This window comes from Hungatella sp. SB206, assembly GCF_051132295.1.
GTDB lineage: Bacteria > Bacillota > Clostridia > Lachnospirales > Lachnospiraceae > Hungatella > Hungatella effluvii.
Genome location: NZ_CP096603.1, coordinates 654,034 through 677,777 on the forward strand (window position 1 = coordinate 654,034; position 23,744 = coordinate 677,777).

19 protein-coding genes are annotated in these 23,744 nt (G+C 50.7%); 13 read left to right on the forward strand and 6 right to left on the reverse strand.

Annotated features, from left to right (window positions below; all coding sequences use genetic code 11):
• Nucleotides 1–352 precede the first annotated feature (352 nt).
• The 4 genes from M1L66_RS03040 to M1L66_RS03055 all read left to right on the forward strand — a co-directional run bounded on the left by M1L66_RS03040 (nucleotide 353) and on the right by M1L66_RS03055 (nucleotide 7,222).
• On the forward strand, nucleotides 353–1,066 hold the full coding sequence (locus M1L66_RS03040) for a response regulator transcription factor (protein ID WP_002601919.1): 714 nt from the start codon (nucleotides 353–355) through the stop codon (nucleotides 1,064–1,066).
• Nucleotides 1,050–3,428 (forward strand): histidine kinase dimerization/phospho-acceptor domain-containing protein, encoded by a 2,379-nt coding sequence (locus M1L66_RS03045; protein ID WP_434690736.1) that lies wholly within the window; start codon nucleotides 1,050–1,052, stop codon nucleotides 3,426–3,428. The genes M1L66_RS03040 and M1L66_RS03045 overlap by 17 nt, the downstream gene beginning before the upstream one ends.
• A gap of 229 nt (nucleotides 3,429–3,657) precedes the next feature.
• Nucleotides 3,658–4,797, forward strand: coding sequence for an N-acetylglucosamine-6-phosphate deacetylase (gene nagA, locus M1L66_RS03050; protein ID WP_187022678.1), 1,140 nt, complete (start codon nucleotides 3,658–3,660; stop codon nucleotides 4,795–4,797).
• Nucleotides 4,798–4,993: 196 nt separating this feature from the next.
• Nucleotides 4,994–7,222 (forward strand): YARHG domain-containing protein, encoded by a 2,229-nt coding sequence (locus M1L66_RS03055; protein ID WP_187022677.1) that lies wholly within the window; start codon nucleotides 4,994–4,996, stop codon nucleotides 7,220–7,222.
• Nucleotides 7,223–7,332: 110 nt separating this feature from the next.
• Here M1L66_RS03055 and phoU read toward each other — a convergent pair whose 3' ends face one another.
• The 5 genes from phoU to M1L66_RS03080 form a co-directional block, all read right to left on the reverse strand.
• Entirely contained in the window at nucleotides 7,333–7,995 is a 663-nt protein-coding gene (gene phoU, locus M1L66_RS03060; RefSeq protein WP_002601915.1) for a phosphate signaling complex protein PhoU, read from the reverse strand.
• A 46-nt stretch (nucleotides 7,996–8,041) separates the two neighbouring features.
• A complete protein-coding gene (pstB, locus tag M1L66_RS03065) occupies nucleotides 8,042–8,806 on the reverse strand; it encodes a phosphate ABC transporter ATP-binding protein PstB (RefSeq protein ID WP_187022676.1) in 765 nt (254 codons plus the stop codon).
• Entirely contained in the window at nucleotides 8,806–9,711 is a 906-nt protein-coding gene (pstA, locus tag M1L66_RS03070) for a phosphate ABC transporter permease PstA (protein WP_434690739.1), read from the reverse strand. Before pstA ends, pstB begins: the two co-directional genes overlap by 1 nt.
• A complete protein-coding gene (gene pstC, locus M1L66_RS03075; RefSeq protein WP_434690742.1) occupies nucleotides 9,704–10,639 on the reverse strand; it encodes a phosphate ABC transporter permease subunit PstC in 936 nt (311 codons plus the stop codon). The genes pstA and pstC overlap by 8 nt, the downstream gene beginning before the upstream one ends.
• A 94-nt stretch (nucleotides 10,640–10,733) precedes the next feature.
• The gene (locus M1L66_RS03080; protein WP_187022674.1) at nucleotides 10,734–11,666 is read right to left on the reverse strand and encodes a phosphate ABC transporter substrate-binding protein; all 933 of its coding nucleotides are present in this window, start codon (nucleotides 11,664–11,666) and stop codon (nucleotides 10,734–10,736) included.
• A gap of 349 nt (nucleotides 11,667–12,015) precedes the next feature.
• Here M1L66_RS03080 and M1L66_RS03085 point away from each other — a divergent pair, with 349 nt between their 5' ends.
• From M1L66_RS03085 to M1L66_RS03095, 3 genes are all read left to right on the forward strand, one after another.
• Nucleotides 12,016–12,327: a hypothetical protein gene (locus M1L66_RS03085; protein WP_434690746.1), complete on the forward strand. Its 312-nt coding sequence runs from the start codon at nucleotides 12,016–12,018 to the stop codon at nucleotides 12,325–12,327.
• A complete protein-coding gene (locus tag M1L66_RS03090) occupies nucleotides 12,299–12,970 on the forward strand; it encodes a helix-turn-helix transcriptional regulator (RefSeq protein WP_002601910.1) in 672 nt (223 codons plus the stop codon). Before M1L66_RS03085 ends, M1L66_RS03090 begins: the two co-directional genes overlap by 29 nt.
• 254 nt (nucleotides 12,971–13,224) lie before the next feature.
• Complete coding sequence (locus M1L66_RS03095; RefSeq protein ID WP_434690749.1) at nucleotides 13,225–14,502, forward strand: serine dehydratase subunit alpha family protein; 1,278 nt, start codon at nucleotides 13,225–13,227, stop codon at nucleotides 14,500–14,502.
• 172 nt (nucleotides 14,503–14,674) lie between these two features.
• Here the strand turns inward: M1L66_RS03095 and M1L66_RS03100 are convergent, their stop codons facing one another.
• Nucleotides 14,675–15,790: an RNA-guided endonuclease InsQ/TnpB family protein gene (locus M1L66_RS03100; protein ID WP_434690751.1), complete on the reverse strand. Its 1,116-nt coding sequence runs from the start codon at nucleotides 15,788–15,790 to the stop codon at nucleotides 14,675–14,677.
• Nucleotides 15,791–15,924: 134 nt separating this feature from the next.
• Here M1L66_RS03100 and M1L66_RS03105 point away from each other — a divergent pair, with 134 nt between their 5' ends.
• From M1L66_RS03105 to M1L66_RS03130, 6 genes are all read left to right on the forward strand, one after another.
• On the forward strand, nucleotides 15,925–17,289 hold the full coding sequence (locus M1L66_RS03105; protein ID WP_434690754.1) for a cation:dicarboxylate symporter family transporter: 1,365 nt from the start codon (nucleotides 15,925–15,927) through the stop codon (nucleotides 17,287–17,289).
• Nucleotides 17,286–18,626, forward strand: a complete 1,341-nt coding sequence (locus M1L66_RS03110) for a CoA-disulfide reductase (protein ID WP_434690757.1) — start codon at nucleotides 17,286–17,288, stop codon at nucleotides 18,624–18,626. Before M1L66_RS03105 ends, M1L66_RS03110 begins: the two co-directional genes overlap by 4 nt.
• Before the next feature lie 33 nt (nucleotides 18,627–18,659).
• Nucleotides 18,660–20,231 (forward strand): AbgT family transporter, encoded by a 1,572-nt coding sequence (locus M1L66_RS03115; RefSeq protein WP_434690759.1) that lies wholly within the window; start codon nucleotides 18,660–18,662, stop codon nucleotides 20,229–20,231.
• Nucleotides 20,232–20,252: 21 nt separating this feature from the next.
• A complete protein-coding gene (locus M1L66_RS03120) occupies nucleotides 20,253–21,329 on the forward strand; it encodes a M24 family metallopeptidase (protein WP_434690762.1) in 1,077 nt (358 codons plus the stop codon).
• 167 nt (nucleotides 21,330–21,496) lie between these two features.
• On the forward strand, nucleotides 21,497–21,898 hold the full coding sequence (locus M1L66_RS03125; RefSeq protein WP_187022668.1) for a DUF2809 domain-containing protein: 402 nt from the start codon (nucleotides 21,497–21,499) through the stop codon (nucleotides 21,896–21,898).
• Between the two features lie 101 nt (nucleotides 21,899–21,999).
• Nucleotides 22,000–23,655: an IS1096 element passenger TnpR family protein gene (locus tag M1L66_RS03130; protein WP_434690765.1), complete on the forward strand. Its 1,656-nt coding sequence runs from the start codon at nucleotides 22,000–22,002 to the stop codon at nucleotides 23,653–23,655.
• Nucleotides 23,656–23,744 lie beyond the last annotated feature (89 nt).

Genomic DNA, 23,744 nt, shown 5'->3' on the forward strand with positions numbered 1-23,744 from the left:
CAGAAATGATAAAAAAACACTACCAACTATCTGTCAACCGGCATATTTTTCCTGCGCAACCAGAGGCTGCAAGCGGTTTAAGGGGCTGCGTACATTTTTAAATAAAAGATTTAGAATTTCTTTCGTTTTACACGTCGTTCATTTTAAGATTGCCCATATATCCTAGTAATGCAGGCAGGAAGGGAAGATATATGCGTGTTTGTGGCATAATACAGGAAGCAGACAGTGTTCTTTTATGCAGTGCCAATCATGATAAAACGTCAGGCGGGTCTTTTAGGAATCTGGCCTTCATGATATACTATAGTTTGAATCTGTATGAACCATAAAATATCCGAAAGCGAGGAGAGATACCATGGAAACAAATCACATTCTGCTGGTAGAAGATGATAAGGAGATTAGAGAAGGAGTCGAGATTTATTTAAAGAGCCAGGGCTATGAAGTATTCCAGGCGGCCGATGGAATCGAGGGCCTTAAGATTCTGGATCAGGAAGAAATACATCTGGCTATCGTGGATGTGATGATGCCGAGAATGGATGGCATTACCATGACTGTCAAGCTGAGAGAAAAATACGACTTTCCGGTTATTATCCTTTCCGCGAAGACGGAGGAGGTCGATAAGATCATGGGACTGAATATCGGTGCCGACGACTATATATCGAAACCATTTACTCCGATGGAGCTGCTTGCAAGAGTTAATTCCCAGCTGAGACGGTACAGAAAGTATCTGGATATGCTGGAGGCAAAGGAACAGAAGGAAAAGAGCAACATTTATATCATCGGCGGACTGGAGCTGAACGAGGATACCGTGGAGGTCACGGTGGACGAAAAGCCTGCAAAGCTGACGCCAATCGAATTTAAGATTCTCGCTCTCCTGATGAAGAATCCCGGAAGGGTCTTCTCCGCGGAAGAGATATACGAACGCGTCTGGAATGAGCGGGCGATCAACACGGACACCATCATGGTACACGTGAGAAAAATCAGGGAAAAGATTGAAATTAACCCGAAGGAACCCAAATATTTAAAGGTGGTGTGGGGAGTTGGATATAAAATTGAAAAACAGGCATAGAATCAGCGCGCTGCTGTCCTTTCTTATCGTAGTGGCGGCGGCTGTTATCATGACGGGATTGTACCCGTTTTTTGAAAAAGAGGCGGGGCGCCATGAGGAACCCGCATATGAGGACCAGGCGTTTTTACGCCACCTCGTCTTTGGCAACTACGTGCTGGATTTAGAACAGTATCAGTATGCCAACGGTGTGGTGATTTCGCCGTTCGAGCATTTCTTCCCGGAAGGAGCCTATGAGCTGAAAAACGGAAGTCTGGACGGATACGCAGAGCAGATGGCTGCGGTGTCGGAAGGTGCAGGGAATCCGGGAGATGAGACGGCACCGGCACCGGAGGCGGCCAGTCAGATTCCGAAGGACAAGGCGCTGGCAGCGGGAGAGGATACCGAATCTTATCTGGAAGATGAGGTTTACGGGAACCTCACAGACGAGGAAAAAAGCTATATGGCCGAGGAGCGGCAGGAATACTTACGCAATCTCCGCCAGAACTGTATGATGGAGTATGAGAGCTGGAACCGGTATTTCGGAAGTATCAGGAATGCCATTGATTTCCAGGTACTGGACGAAAACGGAAGCATTCTGATGAATTATGCAAAGGACAGGAACATCTTAACCGATGACAGCTACGTGTTCCGGGTTGTGATGCATTACGATGAGCATGGCCGCATGGAGGTGATGCAGCTGGGCGGGCAGGATACCTCGTATCTGTTAAACATTCTCCAGAAGTTTGGGGAAGTCGATCCCATGGAAGAGTACTACTGGGAACAGTACAGCAGTAAACCGCAGTTCAAACTGTCAAATCCGAAGAATATTAGCTTCGCCTACGCCATGACGGAACAGCAGCTGGCGGAGTATTCTCTGGCCAGAAGTTCATCCTGGGGATCCTATTATAACTCAGGAAGAGTCGCTCAGGTATTTGCAGGACTGGGAATCTTTGTGGCATTAGCCGCATTCCTAATATCCTGCTTCGATGTGACGCGGGCAGATGACAGCAAGGTGCTGCGTGCGCCGCTGGGGATTGTCCTCGGTGTGGGTGCAGGAGGCATAGGCTTCGGCTACAGTCTGACCAGCCTGGTGGCTGTGACGAACCATGGAAGCCTGTATTCCGGTCTGATCCGTGCGAATTTCCTGCCGAAGGCAGCGGATATTATGGTGAAGCTGTGGAATGTGTTCTGGTGGTGTATCCCGTTTGCGATCATTTACTGGGCCGTTTTGTGTATGAGAGATGTGTTCCATATCGGATTCAGGCGCTACATCAGGGAAAGAACCTTATGCGGGCTGTTCTATGGCTGGTGCGCAGGGCTCTGCCGCAGAATTTACAACTTCCTGGGAAGTATCAACCTGCAGGATAACTCAGACAGGACGATCTTCAAGATCGTCGGTGTGAACTTTGTTATTCTGGCAGTATTATGCAGCTTATGGTTCTTTGGAATCGGGGCGCTGATCATCTATTCGATCGTGCTGTTCCTGGTGCTGCGCAAATACTATCGGGATTTAACCCGGAAATACAGAATCCTGTTAAAGGCAACGAATCAGATCGCAGAAGGAAATTTAGATGTGACGATTTCGGAAGATCTCGGCGTGTTTGAACCGTTTAAGACGGAGATCCAGAAGATACAGAGCGGCTTTAAAGTGGCTGTGGATGAAGAAGTTAAGAGCCAGAAGATGAAGACGGATCTGATCACTAATATGTCCCATGACTTAAAGACGCCGCTGACAGCGATTATTACTTATGTAAACCTGCTAAAGGATGACAATGCGGTGCCGGAACAGCGAAAAGCCTATATTGATGTGCTGGAACAGAAGTCCATGCGGCTGAAATCCCTGATCGAGGACCTGTTTGAAATCAGCAAGGCCAACAGCAATAATGTGACGCTCAATCTGGTGGATGTGGACATTGTAAGCCTGTTAAAAGAGGTGAGTCTGGAACTGAGCGATAAGATTGAGGAGTCCACCATTGATTTCCGGTGGAATCTGCCGGACGAGAAGATCGTCCTGCCGCTGGACAGCCAGAAGACGTACCGGATCTTTGACAATCTTCTGACCAATATCATGAAATACGGTATGCCGAATACCAGAGCGTATATTGATATGAAACGGGACGACGGCGGAGTGGTCATCACCATGAAGAACGTGTCAGCCAACGAGCTTACTTTTAATCCGGAAGAGATAACGGAACGTTTCGTCCGCGGCGACCAGTCGCGCAACACGGAAGGCTCCGGCCTGGGCATGGCGATTGCCAAGAGTTTCGTGGAGCTGCAGAATGGGAAGATGAATGTAGAGGTAGAGGCGGACTTATTCCGCATTATAATCCGGTGGCCGGTGGAGCAAAATCCGGTTGAGGAAGACGACGAAGAAGAGATGTAATCATATAAGTAAGGATATAAGAAGAATGTAAGAAGCCACATAAAAGAGTCTTTGAGTACGCGGTCCGGCACCGGAAAGAATATTCCTGGTCGCTGGACCGCATTTTTTATTTCCAATTTAATTTTGAAAATTATTTTCAAAATGGTCTTGAAATAGAGATGGGAACTGGTTATACTAAGGATAGCCGGACAGATGACTGCCGGCGATAAGAAAGAGAGGGTGTATGGTCATGATAATACAAAGTAAAAAGGTCTGGATCGCAGGCCAGTTTATACCAGCTCAGCTCGAGGTCGCAGAAGGAAAGATCACTGCTGTCCGCGAATATGGCGAAAGATCCGTGGATCAGGATTATGGAACCAAAAGGATTGTTCCTGGGTTTATCGATGTGCATACCCATGGAGCTTATGGATATGATACCAATGACGGAGAGCCGGAGGGCTTACGAAACTGGATGAAACATATACCGGAGGAAGGAGTGACCTCCATTCTTCCAACCACGGTAACACAGATGCCGGATGTCCTGGAGAAGGCTGTGGCTAATGTGGCCTCGGTCGTGGAAGAAGGCTATGAGGGCACGGAGATCCTGGGAATTCATTTTGAAGGACCGTATCTCGACATGGATTATAAGGGAGCCCAGCCGCCGGAGGCGATCGCACAGGCGGCCGTTGACCAGTTCCGGAGGTATCAGGAGGCTGCGAAAGGGCTGATTAAATACATTACGCTGGCGCCGGAGCATGACGTGGATTTTGCTCTGACAAAATACTGTAAGGAGACCGGAGTCGTGGTCAGCATGGGCCATTCCTCTGCAACCTACGAGCAGGCGCTGATGGGCATAGCCAATGGCGCTACCTCCATGACGCATGTATACAACGGCATGACGCCTTACCATCACAGGAAGCCGGGCCTTGTAGGAACCGCATTCCGGGTAAGAGATATCTATGGAGAGATTATCTGTGACGGCTGCCATTCCCATCTGGCTGCGCTGAACAATTACTTTACGGCAAAGGGCCGCGATTTCGTCATCATGGTGACGGATTCCCTGCGTGCAAAGCACTGCCCTCCGGGCGGAAGCTATCAGCTGGGCGGTCACGATATCGAGATCAGTGAGAGTGGACTTGCCTATTTAAAGGGCACCGATACGATCGCAGGAAGCACGCTGTACATGAACCGCGGTCTCCGCATTCTGGTTGAGGACGCGCTTCTTCCCTTTGATCAGGCCCTTAATTCATGTACCATTAATCCGGCCAGATGTCTCGGCGTGGATGACAGGAAGGGAAAACTGGTGGCAGGTTTCGACGCCGATTTCGTCGTGCTGGAAGACAATTACGATGTGGCACAGACGTACTGCAGAGGAACTGCGATGCTGTAAGAGAATGAGATAAGATTGTAAGAAGAGAGGCTGCGGTATTTCAGGATACCGCGGCCTCTTTTTTCTCGCCGTCTGAACTGTTACGTGATATTTCTTACAAATTCCAGAACATTCTGCAAAATCATGACGGTAAAATGACTTTATGGTATGATGGAGAAAAGCAGGGAAATGATAGTTTACGCGAACGAGGTGTGATATGAAGAAAAAAGTTCATTTGCTGCCCGTGGCACTGGCCTTCCTCATTGGTTTGGGAACTGTGGGCTGCGGAAGTAAGCAGGAACCGGCTGGGACGGCCCCGGAGACGGTGACGTCCGGTGTCAGTGAAGAGGAAAGTACGAAACAGGAGACGGAGAGCCAGACCGCCGAAGAGGTCCCAGCCTATCCGGTAGGGAGCTGGGACGATGATTATATTCTTCCGGATGCACAGACTCATATCTATACGCAGGAGGAGCTTTCATCCCTCACCAGGGAAGAACTCCGCATTGCCAGGAATGAGATTTACGCAAGGCACGGACGCAAGTTTAAGAGTGATGATCTGAATACGTATTTTTCAGGGAAATCGTGGTATCAGCCATCTGTCGAGGCGGACGCCTTCGATGACCGCGTGCTGAATGAGTCGGAAACCGGCAATCTGACCGCGGTAAAGGAAGCCGAAGAGAACGCCCCCTCCGAGATGGTGACGTGTCCAAAGATGGGAAGAGAGGAATTTCCGAAGATTGACGGTTCCACCGCGACGATACCACTGTCACAGGCCATTTACCGCCTTGCAACGGGAGCCACGGAGCAGGAGGCGGAACGCTTTATCCGGCATGACAAGACGACCCAGGCGTATTTAAACCTGATTTGGGGTCGGGGAACGGATCTCGTCATCGCCTATGAGCCTGGCGAGAGCGTGAAGAAACGGCTGGAGGAGGTCGACAACCTGATTATCAAACCGATCGGCCGGGACGCGCTGGTCTTTATGGCGAATCAGGGGAATTCTGTAAAATCCCTGACCGGGCGGCAGGTGATCGATATCTATTCCGGTAAAATTAAAAACTGGAAGGCGGTGGGAGGCAGCAGCCAGGTCATACGGGCGTTTCAAAGGCCTGAGGATTCCGGCAGCCAGAATCTCATGGAGAAGCTGGTGATGAAGGGAACCGCCATGGAGGAAGCGCCGCAGGACTATGTGGTTTCAGAGATGGGAGAGCTGATCGAAAAGGTCTCTGCCTACGATAACACGGGAGAAGCCCTCGGTTATTCCGTATACTATTATGCAAAAAATATGTATCAGAAGCCGGAACTGAAGTTTATGGCGGTCGACGGCGTGATGCCTTCCGGTAATACCATACGGGATGGAAGCTATCCCTATGTCAGCGATTTTTATGCAGCAGTCCGGAAAGATGAACCGAAGGACTCAAACGCATACCGCCTCTTTGAATGGCTTACGTCGGATGACGGTCAGGCGCTGATCAATACACTGGGCTACGTAGGTATCCGGGACGTGAAGAAGCCGCTTCCCCAGGGCTTTGAAGAGGAGGGCGAGGTATTTAAGGCGGAAATTCCTCTTTCAAAGGGCGAAGTCATACTTGCAGACGGGGATTACCTTTACGGTGAAAATGGAATCGCCGTGTTCGACCGTTCCATGAATCTGATGAAATTTATCCGTCATGTAAGTGGTCAGGCGGTTTCTCCTTTTATGGTGTGGGACGGCCGCGGCCTGCTCACCATGCAGGATACTCTGACCGGCAATTACGGTCTCTATTCCATCGCAGAAGAACGCTGGGTCTGCGAACCGGTGTACAGCGATATCTTTATCACAAAAGATGGCTATGGGCTGGAACACGCGGTATGGGTAGAATCGGGCGTGTCGGGTGAGTGGCATTATACCTACGACTACGCGGATAAAAATGGAACAATCACAGAAACAGGCGTGCAGTCGGATGAGAAAATATGGGAAGGAGAGGGCTGCGAGGAGCTCTACTACGATGTGAAGGAATTCATGGAGCACAATCCGGAGATTGCGATGAAATTGGATGTGACTTCGGACGCGGTCTCCATAATTGGCACTGAATTCCAGGAAAATATAGCCGTGATCGAGAAAGGCAGCCGTAACTATTATTATGATATGAGGGGAAAATGTCTCTTCGAGTTCGATAAGAGTAAGCTGCCCGGCGGCAGGGAGATTATGATGTTTCCGATTATCGTGAACGATCATATGGCCTATTTATCTGTCAATGATTCGGGGGGAACATCGAGCTCCAGCGATTACATATACCGGGATGGCGTTTTGGTGAAGACGCTGGAATCCAGAAACGCGTTCGGGGCTGTCTCGACTATCGAGGAATGCTTCTATACCCGGACGTCCGGCAATTATCTTTATGTATACAATTATCAGGATGAACCGTGTGCGAAATTCCTTATGGGATACTATACCAGTGACTGACGGCGGACACATGTGGGAGGCATTTATCAAACGCCTATAACTCATAAAAGGTGCCGCCAGTGGCTTTCAATAATTTTAAAGCCACTAGCGGCACCTTCTTCTAATCCACCCTACAGAATCCGAACGTTCTTCAAAGCGCCCGTCTTCGCAAATTCCGTCCATTCGCAGACATTAACGGCGTGATCGCCGATGCGTTCTAAGTATTTTGCGATCATCAGAAGATCGATGCACTGGTCGGCGTGCTCGGCGGACTGCTTCAGGAGATCGATTACATCGTTTTTTACCTTGGTGAACAGTTCATCCACGATATCGTCCTGCTTTTCGATGGTCTTAGCGGCGGTGATGTCCTGGGAGATGAAGGCGTCTATGGCGCTTCGCACCATCTCGCGGGCGGCCATGGCCATTCCCGGAATGTGACGCACCACATGGTAGATGTGCTCCCCACGGATGCGCAGGATAAGTTCCGCGATATCGGAGGCATGGTCACCGATTCGTTCTAAATCCGTGACTACCTTTAAGGCGCTGGATACGACCCGCAGATCGCCGGCTACCGGCTGCTGGCGGAGAATCAGGGAGAGGCAGCGGGCCTCAATGGAGCGCTCTAAATCATTGATGGTGCGGTCGCCCCGGATAATTCCCTCCGCTTTTTCGAAATCCTGATCCTCAAATGCGATAAAACACTGTTCGATCGAAGACTCCACCATGTATCCCATCTGCTTGATGTCATCGTTTAACAGCGTCAGCTCGTGGTCATAATTGATTCTTGTCGTCATTTTAAGTAAATCCTTTCTGAATTAAGTTTACATAAGTTAAAACGGATCAGCCGAAACGTCCGGTGATATAGTCCTCAGTCCTGGAATCCTTTGGAGAGGAGAACAGCTCCGTGGTGGTGGCGTATTCAACCACCTCGCCAACCAGGAAAAATGCGGTATAATCGGCAATGCGGGTGGCCTGCTGCATGTTATGGGTCACGATCGCCACCGTGTACCTGCTCTTCAGCTCATCCATCAGGTCCTCAATTTTCAGTGTGGAAATAGGATCGAGGGCGGAGGTCGGTTCGTCCATCAGAAGTACCTCCGGCTCCACGGCCAGGGCTCTGGCGATACAGAGACGCTGCTGCTGTCCGCCGGATAAGCCAAGGGCGGATTTCTTCAAGCGGTCGGACACCTCATCCCAGAGGGCCGCGCCCTTTAAACTCTTTTCCACGATATCGTCCAGCTCCGATTTGCTGTGAATTCCATGGATTCTGGGACCGTAGGCCACGTTGTCGTAAATACTCATGGGAAATGGGTTCGGCTGCTGGAATACCATGCCTACCTTTTTGCGGAGAAGGGTGGTATCGACTCTCTGGTCGTAGATATTTTCGTTGTCCAGCAGAACCTCACCTTCGATTTTCACATTGGGCACAAGGTCGTTCATACGGTTTAAAGTCTTTAAAAATGTGGACTTTCCGCAGCCAGAGGGGCCGATGAAGGCGGTAATCTTATTGGTATACAGCTCCATAGAGACATTTTTTAAGGCGTGATTGGTGCCGTAATATAAGTCCAGGCCGTCGGTTGCTATTTTTACTGTACTGGTATTCACTATTCTCTAACCTCCGTGTTGAATTTGTGGGATAAATATTTGGCAAGGCCGTTGATGGCGAGGACAATGAGGAGCAAAACCACCGCGATGCCGAAGGCCTGGTCGTACTTGGCTTTCTGCATGGAAAGGTAGAGCTGGATCGTCAGTGTACCGCCGGATTCAAAGATTTTTCCGAAAAAGTCCTTTGCCAGTAAGTAGCCGCTTCCCGCGGTGAATAAGAGGGCGGCGGATTCGCCCACGATACGGCCGATGGCCAGAATGACGCCGGTTACGATGCCGGGCATGGCGCTGGGGAGCAGAATGGTACGGATCATATACCATTTGGTGGCGCCGATTCCCAGTGCGCCGGAGCGGTAGCTGTCGGGAACTGTCTTAAGCGTTTCCTGTGTGGTTCTGGTGATCAGCGGCAGGACCATGATGGAGAGCGTCAGGGCTCCGGTTAAAATGGAATAGCCTAAACCCAGTGTCGTACCGAAGAATACGTAGCCAAACAAACCGAAAATGATAGAAGGGATACCGGAGAGCGTCTCCGTGGTGAATTCGATGAGGCGGACGGCACGGCCTCCCTTTGCGTATTCATTTAAGTAAATGGCGGCTCCCACACCCAGCGGGGTGGCGATGAGCAGCGTGATAACGACGATATATAAGGTATTGACGATATTTCCAAGGATTCCGAAGGTGCCCTTTATCGTGCTGGGAACAGTGCTTAGGAATTCCCAGTTGATCTGTGAGATTCCCCGAAAGAACACGTATCCCATGATACCGACCAGAATCAGGATGGATATGGATGCACTCAGATAGATCAAAAACGTGAGTATGGAGTCAGAAACCCGCGTCTGCCTGCGGCAGATGCTGTTTTTTATGACGGTATCCTTGTGAAGAGGAACTGCGATTTCGTTAGTCATGCTGTACATCTCCTTTCTTTAACAGCCTGGTCAGAGAAATATTGATGATCATTATAAAAGCGAACAGGACGAGGCCGATGGTGAAGAGCACCTGTTTGTGAAGGCCCGCCGAGTAGGACATTTCCGAAACAATCGCCGTCGTCAGGAAACGGACGGAGTTGAAAGGAAGGGGGAAATTAACCGAACTTCCCGATACGAGGCTGATCGCCATAGCTTCACCGATGGCGCGGCCGGTGCCCAGAACGATGGCAGTAATAATACCTGATTTCGCCGCAGGGAGCACGACCTGGAAGATTGTCTGAATCTTTGTGGCACCAAGGGCCAGGGAGGCGCTTCGCAGCTCTCTGGGAACAGAGCGGAGAGCGGATTCACTGATGTTGATGACTGTGGGGAGAATCATCAGGGCCAGAACCAGGACGGCGGAGATCAAATTGGCGCCTCCCGTGAACTGGTGGGTCGTGGAGCCCTCGAAAATCTTAAGTTCCAGCTTATACATGAGCGGATTCAGGATCAGAATTCCCAGAAGGCCGTAGATGACGGAGGGGATTCCGGCCAGCAGTTCCACCGCCGGGCGAACGATTCCGGCCAGCTTTGGCGGCGCCACTTCGGCGAGGAAAACGGCCGTCATAACACCGATGGGAACTCCGATTAAAATGGCGAGAGCGGTTCCGGCAATGGAAGTCAGGATAACATAGAGGATACCGAAGGCGGGGACTGCGGCTTCCGGTTTCCAGACGGTGCCGAACAGGATATCGACGATTCCCACTTTAAAGAGAGCGGGGGTACCGCTTACAATCATGTAAATCGTGATGGAAGCGACCGCCAGGACGGCAAAGAAACCACAGACGGTAAAGATAATCTGCGCCGCATGTTCCACCGCGGATTTGCTGCCGCGTCCGGCAAAGATGGAGTAAGATTTCGGGTGCATAAGATGGCTCCTTTCATTATGCGGATAAAAGGAACGTAGTGTCTGATCGCCTTCTACGTCCCTTTTTATGATGTCTGATTCAGCCGTCAGGCTTTTAGTTTGTCGGGATTAAACCAACGGATTTCACTAATTCGGTGCCTTCATCGGAGTAGATGTAGTCAAATAATGCTTTTACCAGGTCGTTCTGCTCGGAGATTTCTCCTTTGGTTGCCATAACGAACGGGCGGCTTAAGAAGTAGGTGCCGGCCTTGATATTATCCGCAGTGGCCTCTGTGCCGTCCAGCTTTAAGGTCTTAACCGTGTCGTCCAGAACGTCTAAGGAAACGTATCCGATGGAGCCTGGTGTGGAAGCAACCTTTGCCATAACTGCGCCGGTGCTGTCTAACTCATTGCTGTATTTGCAGGCGTCAGCGACATCGAGGATTTCCTCAAAAGCACTTCTTGTACCGGAACCGGACTCGCGGCCGATGACTACGATCGGCTGGTCTGCGCCGCCTGCGTCTTTCCAGTTGGTGATTGTACCGTTATAGATGGAGGTCAGCTGATCCTTCGTCAAGTTTTCCACGGCATTGGCCGGATCGACAACGACTGCAATGCCGTCGATGGCTACGATGTTTTCGGCGATGCCGTTAGCTTTCTCTTCGTCTTTTAAATCACGGGAAGAGTTGCCGATATCTGCGGAGCCGTTATTCACTGCTTCCACTCCGGCGCCGGAGCCGACGAATTCGGCCTGAACCGTTACGTTCGGATACTTTTCCATGAAGATTTCGCTGAGCGCGGTTGCAAATTTTTCCATGGAGGTGGAACCTACCATGCTGATGGAACCCTTTAAGTCTGCGGAAGCCGCAGGAGCCGCGGTGGTTGTCTCAGCGGAGGAAGTACCTGCTGTGGTCGCTTCAGCCTCTGACTGTGCGGTGGTTGGCGCCGCGGTTGACTCGGTTGTGTTGCTGCCGCAGCCAGCCAGGGCTCCCATTGTTAAAACTGCCATTCCGGCAAGTGCAAGTGTTTTTACCATATTCTTTTTCATAATTGCCTCTCCTCTTTTTCTGATATGATTTCTTACATTTATTTCTGCGAGCAATGAGCTAAACGGTCACGCTTGCGCGTCCATTTGGCGACTGCCGCGAGAGTCAAAAATCCTGCCGCCTGCGGCGGGGGTTTTGACTTTTATCTGACATCTGGAGTATACTAAGGAATGGAAGCAGAAGATATCAGGATTTAGTATAGGTTTTGTAAAAGATGTGTAAAGTCGCCGGATTAGAAGCACTTATGAAAATGTTAAAGAGTTTTTCATACTTTTTAGAAAGGCTTTAGGCATACAACAAATTTTGGACACATTTGCCGTGTATGATAGGTATCAGAAAGCCCGAGAGGGATTGAACATAGAAGAAGCCATGGTCATAAAGAAAAGCGCGCTTGATGTGACCGGCTTCGCCAAATTATTACGAACAGTTTACATAGATGAAAATGCCGCAGGAGATGGTTATGCCGTCTGCCTGCGGCATTTTCTTTGCGCAGCAGGAAGTGGGATTCTATTTTTACTAAGGCGGATTCGTATATATAGTTACAGTTCACTCCTGCGAATGGTGGAATCGGTTGCGGAACAGAATTACCTCTGTTATAATGAAAAAAGAGTTTTGATTGACGGGGAAAGGAAATATGGAATTGGATATACTGGATTATTATAAAAAACTGGTTGATTTTCTGGGAGAGGTGCTGGGAGAAAACGCGGAGGTCGTCTTAAGGGACTGCCGCAAACCAAATCACGATATTATCGCGATCGCCAACGGCCATGTCAGCGGCCGGACGATCGGGGCTCCGATTACGGATTTTACGCTGTCCGTACTGGCCAATGAGGAGTGGAAGGAAAAGGATTACGTGGTGAATTACGAGGGGAAGGCGGCGCCTGATAAGAGGCTTCGCGCCTCGACGTATTTTATCAGAGAGGAAGGGAAGCTGGTCGGACAGCTCTGTATCAACATCGATATGACGCCGTATGAGCAGGCCATGGAGAGTATCCGGCAGCTGAGCGGCATGGGACTGATGGGACAGGGCCCTCATTCGGATATCGTCTGCTCCGGGCCTGTGGAGAATTTCTCTGAGGACGTGATCGGCGATATGATGAAGAAGGCCGTGATCTCCGTGGTTGGATCTTCTGAACCGAAGGTCAGGGAGCGGCTGACGCAGCAGGAGAAGATTGAGATCATCGGCGAGTTAAGCCAGGCGGGTCTGTTTCAGTTAAAGGGCGCGGTGGGCGCGGTGGCGGAGTATCTGTGCTGCTCTGAGGCGAGTGTGTACCGCTATCAGTCCAAGCTGCAAAAGAAATCTTAAGGCCGGAACCGCACAATTAAATAGCAAGATGTATGGATAGAGAGATGTATGGATTAGGAAGATCTATGGAAAAGAAGTCTGAATGACGAAAGTTCAGGCTTTTTTTTTGTGTTTTCCCATTGTTTTGATGAAAGAGAAAATAAATTATTATTACAATAAAAAAATATTATTAAATTCATTGACATATCGGTCAGAATAAGATAAAATTTTCTTATAAAATTATAAAAAATACATAAACCAATCGGAGGGAAATCATGGAACGTACCGGAATTCAATATTCGACCTATGTACAGATTCTAAAAGAGGAACTCGTGCCTGCCATGGGGTGTACGGAGCCGATTGCTCTGGCCTATTGTGCGGCGAAAGCCAGAGAGGTGCTGGGCTGCCTTCCAGAACGCTGTGTGGTGGAAGCCAGCGGCAATATAGTGAAAAATGTAAAGAGTGTTATTGTTCCCAACACAGGCGGCTTAAAGGGCATTGAAGCCGCGGCGGCGGCCGGCATTGCAGCAGGGGATGCCTCCAGAATTCTGGAAGTTATCTCAGGCGTGACTGAGGAACAGAAGGCAGAGATAAAAGCGTATTTACAGAATGCGGAGATATCTGTGAGGCCGCTGGAGACGGATGAAATCCTCGACATGGCAGTGACGGTATCCGGCGGCGGTTCCTGCGTGAAAGTGCGGATTGCCGGGTATCATACAAATATTGTGCTGATCGAGAAGGATGGAGAGGTCCTTTACAAAGTGGGAGCCGTGGCTGCCAGGGAGGCGCAGATGGCGGACCGGAGCCTCTTAAATGTAGAAGATATCTACGATTTTGCCAAAACGGTGGACTTGGAGGAGGTGAGAGACGTTATAGGACGCCAGATTGCCTATAACAGCGCGATCTCGGAGGACGGCCTCCAGAACGACTGGGGCGCCAATATTGGCAGTGTCCTGTTGATGGCCTACGGTGACGATATCCGCGTCCGGGCAAGGGCTGCGGCTGCGGCCGGATCGGACGCCCGTATGAGCGGATGCGAGCTTCCCGTTATTATCAATTCCGGAAGCGGGAATCAGGGTATGACCGCATCCCTGCCTGTGATTGAGTATGCGAAAGAACTGGGCTCCAGCGAGGAAGAACTCTACCGCGCCCTGGTGCTCTCGAATTTAATCACGATCCACCAGAAGACGGGAATCGGCCGTCTGTCCGCCTACTGCGGAGCGGTCAGCGCGGGATGCGGGGCCGGATGCGGAATCGCATTCCTGCTGGAGGCCGATTATAAGACCATCGCCCACACCCTCGTCAACGGCCTTGCCATTGTGTCGGGCATTATCTGCGACGGCGCCAAGCCGTCCTGTGCGGGTAAGATCGCGGCCGCGGTGGACGCCGGAATCATGGGATACTATATGTATATCAATGGTCAGCAGTTTAAAGGCGGTGACGGCATCGTGTCCAAGGGAGTGGAAAATACAATCACCAATGTGGGCCGTCTCGGAAAAGATGGAATGAGAGAGACAGATAAGGAAATAATCCGTATTATGACGGAATGCTGACAGAAAGGAACGATTCGTCAATTACTCATGTCCAATGCCCGATGAAGCAGGGCGGGCCCGGGCCCGGGCACGGGCTTGTAACTCAACTACGCGTAGTACGACATGTGGTTCATGTCTCCTACCTCAAACACTGGCTACAATAGGCTGATTGACGGCAGCCCGCCTGTTTTGGTTATGCCTGACAGGCCTCTGCGAACAGAGTATTACACCCTTTATGGTAGATGTTTATGGCTCCGGTTCGGTCGTCATTACTTCGGTAACCGCATACAGTACAGCAAAATTCATGTTTTTTTCTGTTACGGTTAGCCCTTGTCGTATTTCCGCAGACCGGACAACTCTGGCTGGTGTACTTCGGATCCACCGCAAGGACTTCTGACTGCGACAGCGCGGCTTTGTATTCCAGCATCTCCCGGAACTGATAGAATGCCCAGGAGACCATTGTATACCGGGATTTTAAACGGACATGTTCTGTGATAGTGCGTATCCCGGTTAAATCCTCTATAATAAAAAGCGTTCCGGCTCCATACTGTGAGATAAGTGCCTTCGTAACCGCATGATTTACCGCGGTTACGTAACGGGTTTCTTTCTCACGGAGCTTTTTAAGCTTTCGCTTTGCTGATTTTGTTCCACATGTCTGCAGGCGCTTTCGCAGGGCAAGTGTTTTCGCGCGCTTTTCCTTGACTGCGCGGCCGGAAAAGAACCTGGTGTTCCCTTCATCATCAAAGGAAACTGCCAAATGGTTGACACCCAGATCAATTCCAACGATATGGTTTAAGATATTCCTGTTCTCTACTTCCAGAGTGACCGGAATATGCAGATAATATTTCCTGTTTTTTCGAATTAGTTTGGCTGTGCCAAAGCGTCCGCCGGCACAAAACCAGTGTTCCATCCCTTTTAATTCAAAGGGAATATGTAACCTGCCGGAAAGGGTATTTAAGCTGACAGACTGACCCGATATGGAGTAATCCCGGTTCCAGACCAGATCATACTCGAAGTTTCGAAAAGATACTTTCGAAAATGGGTGTCCATTGCTTTTCATGGATTGATATTTTGCAAGGACCGTCCTAAACGCACTCTGAGTCATCTGAGAGCGTAGTCCGAACTGCTGTCTGACAGGGTAATATAAGGCATGGTCTAATTCGAGATAGCGGATACCTTCCTGTCCAAAAACGAATGCAGAGACAAAGTTCAGTACATCCCGGATAACAGACAAGGTCTTATTCAAAATAACCATCTGCACTGATGTAGGGTATAGTTTGATTTTAGCAGTAATAGTAATAGTTTTCATAGATTTTTACCTCATAACAGGTTTATACTTTGAGTATATTTTACCATATATATGAGTAAAAAGCAAACAAATGTTTGAAAAACTAAAAAGGAGAAGGAGCTCGTGATAGAGTCAGGAGGGGTATAATTCCTCTCATGTCTAAAGACACAAGTCTCCATATGCATTTCATGAATATAATAGAGTTTTTAGGATTAACGAGGGTGGAGAGCCTGGCGGGAGTGATCGTGTTTTTCGGTCTGCTGTTCGGAATCAGCCGCCTGCCAAAGAAAAAGTTTACATTTGCGGCCCGTGTGCTGATCGGAACAGGGATTGGAACCGTATACGGGCTGATCGTATGGGGACTGTCCGGCCGCACAGGAGTATATGCCGCGGATCTGGGCCGCTGGTTCTCCCTGGTGGGGAACGGATATGTTTCCCTGTTTCAGCTTTTGATCGCTCCGGCCATCTTTGTCGCAGGGGTACGTCTTGTTATCCACACGCCTCTTGTAAAGACAGAGACGCCGCTAATAAAATGGAAAAAATGGGTCAATACGCTGATGCTTGCGGTCAGCGCTCTGATTGGGGCCTGCCTTGGCCTCTGCTTTAAAGTGGGCGCGGCGCCGGGAGCAGATACTGCAGTCTTTTCCTGGGAAATCGGGGAGGGACAGAAGATCACCGACTCGATTGCGCATCTGATTCCATCGGGAATCGGTTTCGATTTTCTTACCGGCAATGTGGTGGGAATCTTTGTGTTTGCCGTATTGATTGGCATTGCAGCCCGGAGAATGTCCGGTAAATATATGGATACGGTAAAGCCGTTTCTGGACGTTACAGATGCCGCTTTCTCTGTAATTACGAGTGTGTGCAAGGCCGTTATCGCCTACAAGCCCATGGGGGCGGCCGCTGTCATGGCGGCGTTTACGGCGGCGTATGGCCCGGCGTTTCTCCTCATGCTGGTGAAGATGCTGGCAGTTCTCTGTGCGGCCTCTCTGGCCATGCTGGCAGTACAGCTGATACTGTGCGCAGTTTCCGGTATGAGCCCGGCGGCATTTTTCCGGGCGGGAAAGGCGGCGATGAAAAAGGCGCTGGTTACCCGTTCCGGTTCCGCCTGCCTCCCCGATGCGCAGGAAGCGCTTACGGCTGGGCTGGGACTTAAAAAGGAGATTACCGACGAGGTATCCGCCTACGCCATCTCTTCAGGAATGCAGGGATGCGGCGCCATGTTCCCGGCGATGGCAGCGGTATTTGCCGCAGGCTTAAGCGGACTTACCATGACACCGGCGCTGGTGTTCGGCCTGGTGGTGGTTATCGTACTGGTTTCCTATGGAATTACCGGTGTTCCGGGTACGGCCACCATGGCGGAATTCGGAGCCGTGATGGGCAGCGGTATCACCGGCGCGGTGAACGGCCTCGGACCGATGATTGCCGTCGATCCCATCGGCGATGTGCCGAGAACACTCATTAATGTAACTGGCTGTATGACAAATGCGATTATCGTAGAAAGAAGGGTGAGAGAGTGAAAACAGTGATTATCGGGGGAGTTGCCGCCGGAATGTCGGCGGCCTCCAAGTTAAAAAGGCTTCTGGGCGACGCGGTCGAGATCGTGGTTTATGAGAAAGGCGGAGAGGTATCCTTTGGCGCCTGCGGAATTCCGTTTTATATTTCCGATCATATCAAACAGGGGAAGGAACTGATCGCCAGAACGGCGGAAGAATTTGCGAAGAGCGGGATCCCGGTAAAGATTTACCATGAGGTGACGGCCGTGGATACGGATGCCAAGACCGTGACAGTGAAGAATCTGCAGACTGGAGAGGTGTTTGACGATATCTATGACAAGCTGGTGATCGGAAGCGGAGCGGGGGTGCGCCATTTTCCGCCGTTTGACCGTTCTTACAGCAATTTATTCGAGATCCGCGACGTGGCGGATGGAACCAGGGTGAAACAGGCGTTATTCGATGAGAAACAGCGCCATGTAGTCATCGTCGGAGCCGGATTTATCGGGCTGGAGCTGTCCGAGGCGTGCAGACATTACGGCAAAGAGGTTACGGTCGTGGAATTGGCTGAGCACGTGCTTCCGGCCTTTGACACCGAGATCAGCGAGGCGCTGGAAGCCGAGCTTGCAGAAAACGGTGTGACCGTGCGCGTGGGAACCATGGTGCAGAGTCTGGTGGAGGAAGACGGCCGCATCGTGCGGGCTGTGCTGCGGCGAGGGGAAGAGACCGAGGAGATCCCGGCGGATATGGTGATCAACAGCGCGGGAATCGCACCGGCCACATCCTTTATCACCAATGTGGAGAAGGCCGGAAACGGGGCAATCTGCGTGAATGAGCGGATGGAGACGAGTATCCCGGACGTTTACGCGGCAGGCGACTGCAGCATTATGAAGTCCGCAGTCACCGGCGACTATCTGTATGCGCCTTTAGGAACCAATGCCAACAAACAGGGCAGAATCATCGGCGACATTTTAGGCGGTGTGCAGCCGAAGCCATTTAAGCTGATCGGAAGCTCCGCGCTGCGGCTGTTCGGCATCGATGCGGCCAAGGTCGGTTTATCCGAGAAGGAGGCGAAGGCAAGAGGGCTTCATTACAAGGCCCATATGATTACGGGCAACAGTTACGCTTCCTATTACGGCACGGAGAAGCTGAATATCAAGCTGATCTACGACGCCGATACGAGAAAGATCCTGGGGGCAGAGACGTACGGACAGGGAATCGTGGTTCCAAGGGCCAATTATTACGCCATCGCCATCTACGCCGGACTGACCGTGGATGAGATGGGATTTATGGATTTGTGTTATTCCCCGCCGTTTTCCGGTGTGTGGGATGCCGCGCTGATCGCGTCAAATACTGCGAAATAGGCAGTAAATAATATAATGTATAAAGGAGAAAGTATGAAAAACACAACCAAGACAAAAAAACGTTCCTGGATCCTGCGCTTTCTGGATAAGATCGAAGCCGCAGGGAACAAACTCCCGACACCGCTCACCATATTCTTTTACCTGGCAGTGGTAGTAGTCATCGTCTCCGGTATCGGTTCAGCCCTTGGGTGGAGCGCCGCAGGTGATATGTACAATTCAGGCAGCGGCACGGTGGAGGAGGCCACAGTATCCATCGTCAGCCTGTTCAGCGTTAAGGGGCTTCAGTATATGCTGACCTCCGCGGTAACCAACTTTACCAGCTATGCGCCGCTGGGCTTTACCATCGTTATCATGCTGGGAATCGGTGTGGCGGAAAGCTCCGGCTATTTAAACGGCCTGATCCGCAAGGTAGTCAAGGTGACACCGGCCGCGCTGGTGACTCCGATGGTCGTCTTTATCGGCGTTATGACAAATGTGGCCGAAAATGCCGGTTACGTTGTCTTTATCCCGTTGGCAGCCATGATTTTCAAGGCATACAAAAAGCACCCTCTGGCAGGTATCGCAGCCGGATTTGCCGGTGTATCCGGCGGCTTCTCCGCAAACTTACTGATCGGTTCCGCGGATGCCACATTATCCGGTTTCTCCACCGCGGCGGCTCAGACACTGGATCCGTCCTATACGGTTACACCGCTGGGCAACTGGTTCTTTATGATTGTATCGACCATTCTGATTACCATTGTGGGAACCTATATCACCGAGCGTGTGATCATCCCGCGCCTTGGGCCGTATAAGGAAAATGGAGACGGAACTTTAATCGAGGCGTCCGACAGCATTTCCGCTAAGGAAGAGAAGGCATTGAAGGCCGCTAACTGGGTATTCGTAGGAATCGCGGCATTCTACATCATCTGCTGTATTCCGAAAAATTCCTTTATGAGAAACCCGGAGACCGGCAGCTTAATCGACGGTTCCACCCTGATGAACGCGATCATTCCGCTGTTCACCCTGCTGTTTTTCATTCCTTCTTTTGTATATGGAAAACTGTGCGGTACCTTCAAATCCGATAAGGATGTGGTGTCTTCCTTTAATAAGGCCATCGCTTCCATATCCGGTTTTGTGGCCATGGCGTTTGTAGCGGCCCAGTTTACCAATTACTTCAGCTATACCAATATCGGCCGTGTTCTGTCCTTTAAGGGCGCGGAACTGTTAAAGAGCTTAAATGTCAACTCCGTAGTTCTCGTGGTCTGCTTTATCCTGGTTGCAGGCTTTGTCAACCTGTTTATGGCTTCCGCCTCCGCGAAATATGCGATCTTTGCCCCGGTATTCGTGCCGATGTTTATGAAGATGGGATTATCTCCGGAGCTGACTCAGGTGGCTTACCGGATCGGTGACAGCACAACCAATATCATCGCCCCCGTTATCGCATGGATTCCGTATATCCTGACGATTATGAAGAAATACGACAAGGATACCGGGTGGGGAACGCTGGTTTCCTCCATGCTTCCGTACTCTATGGCATTCTTATTCTTCTGGTCGCTGCTTTTAGCTGTCTGGATGATCATCGGTCTGCCGTTAGGACCAGGAGCGCCTGTATTCTACGGAGTTTAAGGGAACAAAGGAGGCAGGAATATGTTTGAAGAGAGAGTAAGCTGCGTCTTACATAATATGGAAGAGATGGGGCTGGAGCAGATGATTATCAGCGATCCGCCGTCGGTCTTTTATCTGACTGGCAGATGGATTCTGCCCAATGAACGTTTGCTGGCATTGTATTTAAATAAAAATGGAAACAATAAGCTGTTTATCAATAAACTGTTTACCGTGGACGGTGATATCGGAATCGAAAAGGTGTGGTTTTCCGATACAGACCCGGCCTGCCGGATGATAGCGGACTGTACAGACCATGAGAAGCCGCTGGGGATCGATAAGAAGATGGCGGCCAGATTCCTTCTGGAGCTGATGGAACTGGGAGCCGGTTCCTCCTATAAAAATGCATCCGAATGTGTGGATGGAGCCCGCCGGATCAAGGACGGGGAAGAGAAAGAAAAGATGATTCTGGCCTCCCGGTTAAATGACGAGGCCATGGGCCGTTTCCGCGGTCTCATAAAGGAGGGCGTGACGGAGCTGGAGGTTGCTGCCGGAATGTGCGCGATCTACAAGGAGCTGGGGACAGAAGGGCCTTCCTTCGGCCCGCTGGTAAGCTTTGGGGCCAATGCCGCCATCGGCCATCATAAGCCGGATGGAACCGTTTTAAAAGACGGCGACTGCGTGCTCTTCGATGTGGGATGCAAGAAGAACAGCTACTGCTCCGACATGACCAGAACGTTTTTCTATAAGAGCGCCAGTGAAAAGGGCAGGGAAGTGTACGAGATCGTCAAGAAGGCTAATTTAGCCGCACAGGCGGCCATGAAGCCGGGCATGAAGTTCTGTGAGATTGATAAGGTGGCAAGGGACATCATCACGGAGGCAGGGTACGGCCCGTACTTTACACACCGTCTCGGCCACTGCATCGGAATCGAGGTGCATGACGCAGGAGATGTCTCTTCCGCGAACCAGGACGTTGTGCAGGAGGGCATGATCTTTTCCTGTGAACCGGGAATCTATCTTCCGGGCGAGCTGGGGGTAAGGATCGAGGATCTGATGCTGATTACGGCGGACGGCGCCGTAAGCTTGAATCGGGATTCCAAGGAGATGGAGATCATCGGATGATTCCCCGGTTGCAGAGAATGGAAATAAGATAAAAATCACAGTACCGCAGCAGGGAAGCGACTGGCCGAAACGGTTGGAAGCGTAGAACTGCTGCGGTATTCTTTTTTGTTGCAATCATGCGTGTTCTCCGCTATGATAATCGTATGAAGAGGAAAGGGGCTTTCGCGATGAGGGAAATGACAGAGAGAGATAAGAAGCTGCGTCTGCTGTACGGAGCTGCGTTTCTGGTGCTGATGGCGGTGGAAACGCTGATTGCCCTGTATGTTCACGACAGAGTGATACGACCCTATGTGGGGGACATGCTGGTGGTTCTTGTGGTATACTGTTTCGTCAGGATCTTTGTACCGGTAAAGGTGCGGCTGATGCCGTTTTACGTATTTTTATTCGCGGCATGCGTGGAGGTGCTTCAGTATTTTGACCTTGTGACGCTGTTGGGGCTGTCCGGCAGCAGATTCGCCAGAATCGTGCTCGGTTCGGTGTTTGACGTGAAGGATCTGGCCTGTTATGCAGTCGGCTGCCTGTTTTTGTGTGTCTGGGAGCGGGCGGTTCGAAGAAAAATATGCAAATAGACTGGACAGGAGCAGTAGATTTGTGGTAAATTGTCATGGCGCCGTTTTTTATATATGAAGCGAGGCGCAGGACTCTTTATTTAAAGCAGGAGGAAATTTTCATGGGAGCTTATCAGTTCAAGATTGTTATAAAAGGGAGTAAACCACCAATCTGGAGAAGGGTTCTGGTTCCTCAGGGGATATCGTTTGAGCAGCTGCACCAGATTATTCAGGCCGTGTTTTGCTGGTCGGATTACCATCTCTATGAGTTTGAGTTCCGTACAATGGGAATTCGGGTGAGAGATGACAGGATGGAGGAAGACTTTGACATGCCCGGAACCATCTCCAGCGGTACGGTTATCGATGAACTGGTGGCTGATACGAAGAAATTTACATATACATACGATCTGGGAGATAACTGGGAACATACCGTCGAGGTGGAAAAGTTTCTGGAGGAAGATACGGAGCCGTATGCACGGGTGACGAAGTATAAGGGCGACGTCATACCGGAGGACTGCGGCGGAATCTGCGGATACTATCAGCTTCTGGATACGCTGGCGGACCCGCAGAGGCTGGCCGCGTATAACGAAGAAAACGGATTTGATTATAAAGAGTGGGCCGAGAGCCAGGGAATGCGCGAGTATGATGCGGATCTGGTCAATGAAGCGCTTAAACAGCTGGCTTTCCCTGATGGCGGCATGCCAGAGCAGGAAGGTGTAACGCTGGCCGACATCTTCCGGTTTTACGACAAGGAGACCATCACAGAGCTGGCAAAGCGCCACGGCTTAAGCGGATATTCGAAGCTTAAAAAGGAAGAACTGATCCGTAAGACGGCGGAATATATGCTCTGTCCGGAGGTGATGAGCGACTACTTTGTCTGTGCGAGAGATGCAGAGATCAGGCTGTTTGAACAGGTTCTGCAGGGAGAAGGCCATATTTCCTATTTTGAACAGGAAAATATGGATTATCTCTATGCCGGGGGCTATGTGACAATGGAGATGAGCCCTGAACTCTATACGGTGGCCGACGATGTGAAGCAGGCGTATGAAGCCATCAATACGGAAGCGTTTCAGGCGGTAAGGGGGCGGATCAGCCGCATCGGAGATTATCTGTGCGCCGCTAACGCGCTGTACGCGGTGACTCCGGTCTCCCTGGTTCTGGAGATATTCAATAAGTATGAAGCGAAAAAACTGACAGAAGAGGAACTGACAGACGCGTACAGGATACTGTATGCAGCCCGTCCCCAGGTGGAGCTGATCGAAGGCCGGTTCGTGGACTGTGTGCTGGCCGAGCAGAAGTCGTATGACGAACTGTACAGCAGACAGCGGAACGTCCCTTACTACATTCCGAATCTGCGGGAAATCGAGTGGATGGCGGACAACGGCGGATTCCTGATGAGCAGGGAGCTGCAGCAATTTGGAGAATTCTTAACAAAAGGATTGGGCGTGGGAGACGAGCGGATTCCGTATATTTTACGGGATGTCCAGTCTGCAATCAGTGTCGGCTCCGATTTACAGACCGTGGTAGACGAGCTTGAGACTTATGGAGTCATATTCCGCGGGCAGGAGGAACTGGAGAAGTTCACCAGCCAGATCATGGACGTGTGGAACAGTACGCGTATGGTGCTGAACCGTGGGTATACGCCTCATGAGATGGTGACCAGAGGCTTCAGCCAGGCCGCACAACCGCGCAGGAACGTTCAGAAAATCTATCCTAACGATCCGTGTCCGTGCGGAAGCGGGAAGAAATATAAGAAGTGCTGTGGGAAGAAGCGGTAGGAAATAGTATTGAGATGTGATTGGAAAAACAGAAGGTAATGTGTGAAAAAGCGGAAGCGGCCGGATTGAAGAAGGCGGTTTCCGCTTTT

Bases quoted from the DNA above. Each gene is read 5' to 3' on its own strand.
- M1L66_RS03040 (WP_002601919.1), top strand. From the start codon at position 353: ATGGAAACAAATCACATTCTGCTGGTAGAAGATGATAAGGAGATTAGA.
- nagA (WP_187022678.1), top strand. From the start codon at position 3,658: ATGATAATACAAAGTAAAAAGGTCTGGATCGCAGGCCAGTTTATACCA.
- M1L66_RS03055 (WP_187022677.1), top strand. From the start codon at position 4,994: ATGAAGAAAAAAGTTCATTTGCTGCCCGTGGCACTGGCCTTCCTCATT.
- phoU (WP_002601915.1), bottom strand. From the start codon at position 7,995: ATGACGACAAGAATCAATTATGACCACGAGCTGACGCTGTTAAACGAT.
- pstA (WP_434690739.1), bottom strand. From the start codon at position 9,711: ATGACTAACGAAATCGCAGTTCCTCTTCACAAGGATACCGTCATAAAA.
- pstC (WP_434690742.1), bottom strand. From the start codon at position 10,639: ATGCACCCGAAATCTTACTCCATCTTTGCCGGACGCGGCAGCAAATCC.
- M1L66_RS03080 (WP_187022674.1), bottom strand. From the start codon at position 11,666: ATGAAAAAGAATATGGTAAAAACACTTGCACTTGCCGGAATGGCAGTT.
- M1L66_RS03090 (WP_002601910.1), top strand. From the start codon at position 12,299: ATGGAATTGGATATACTGGATTATTATAAAAAACTGGTTGATTTTCTG.
- M1L66_RS03095 (WP_434690749.1), top strand. From the start codon at position 13,225: ATGGAACGTACCGGAATTCAATATTCGACCTATGTACAGATTCTAAAA.
- M1L66_RS03100 (WP_434690751.1), bottom strand. From the start codon at position 15,790: ATGAAAACTATTACTATTACTGCTAAAATCAAACTATACCCTACATCA.
- M1L66_RS03105 (WP_434690754.1), top strand. From the start codon at position 15,925: ATGTCTAAAGACACAAGTCTCCATATGCATTTCATGAATATAATAGAG.
- M1L66_RS03115 (WP_434690759.1), top strand. From the start codon at position 18,660: ATGAAAAACACAACCAAGACAAAAAAACGTTCCTGGATCCTGCGCTTT.
- M1L66_RS03120 (WP_434690762.1), top strand. From the start codon at position 20,253: ATGTTTGAAGAGAGAGTAAGCTGCGTCTTACATAATATGGAAGAGATG.
- M1L66_RS03125 (WP_187022668.1), top strand. From the start codon at position 21,497: ATGAGGGAAATGACAGAGAGAGATAAGAAGCTGCGTCTGCTGTACGGA.
- M1L66_RS03130 (WP_434690765.1), top strand. From the start codon at position 22,000: ATGGGAGCTTATCAGTTCAAGATTGTTATAAAAGGGAGTAAACCACCA.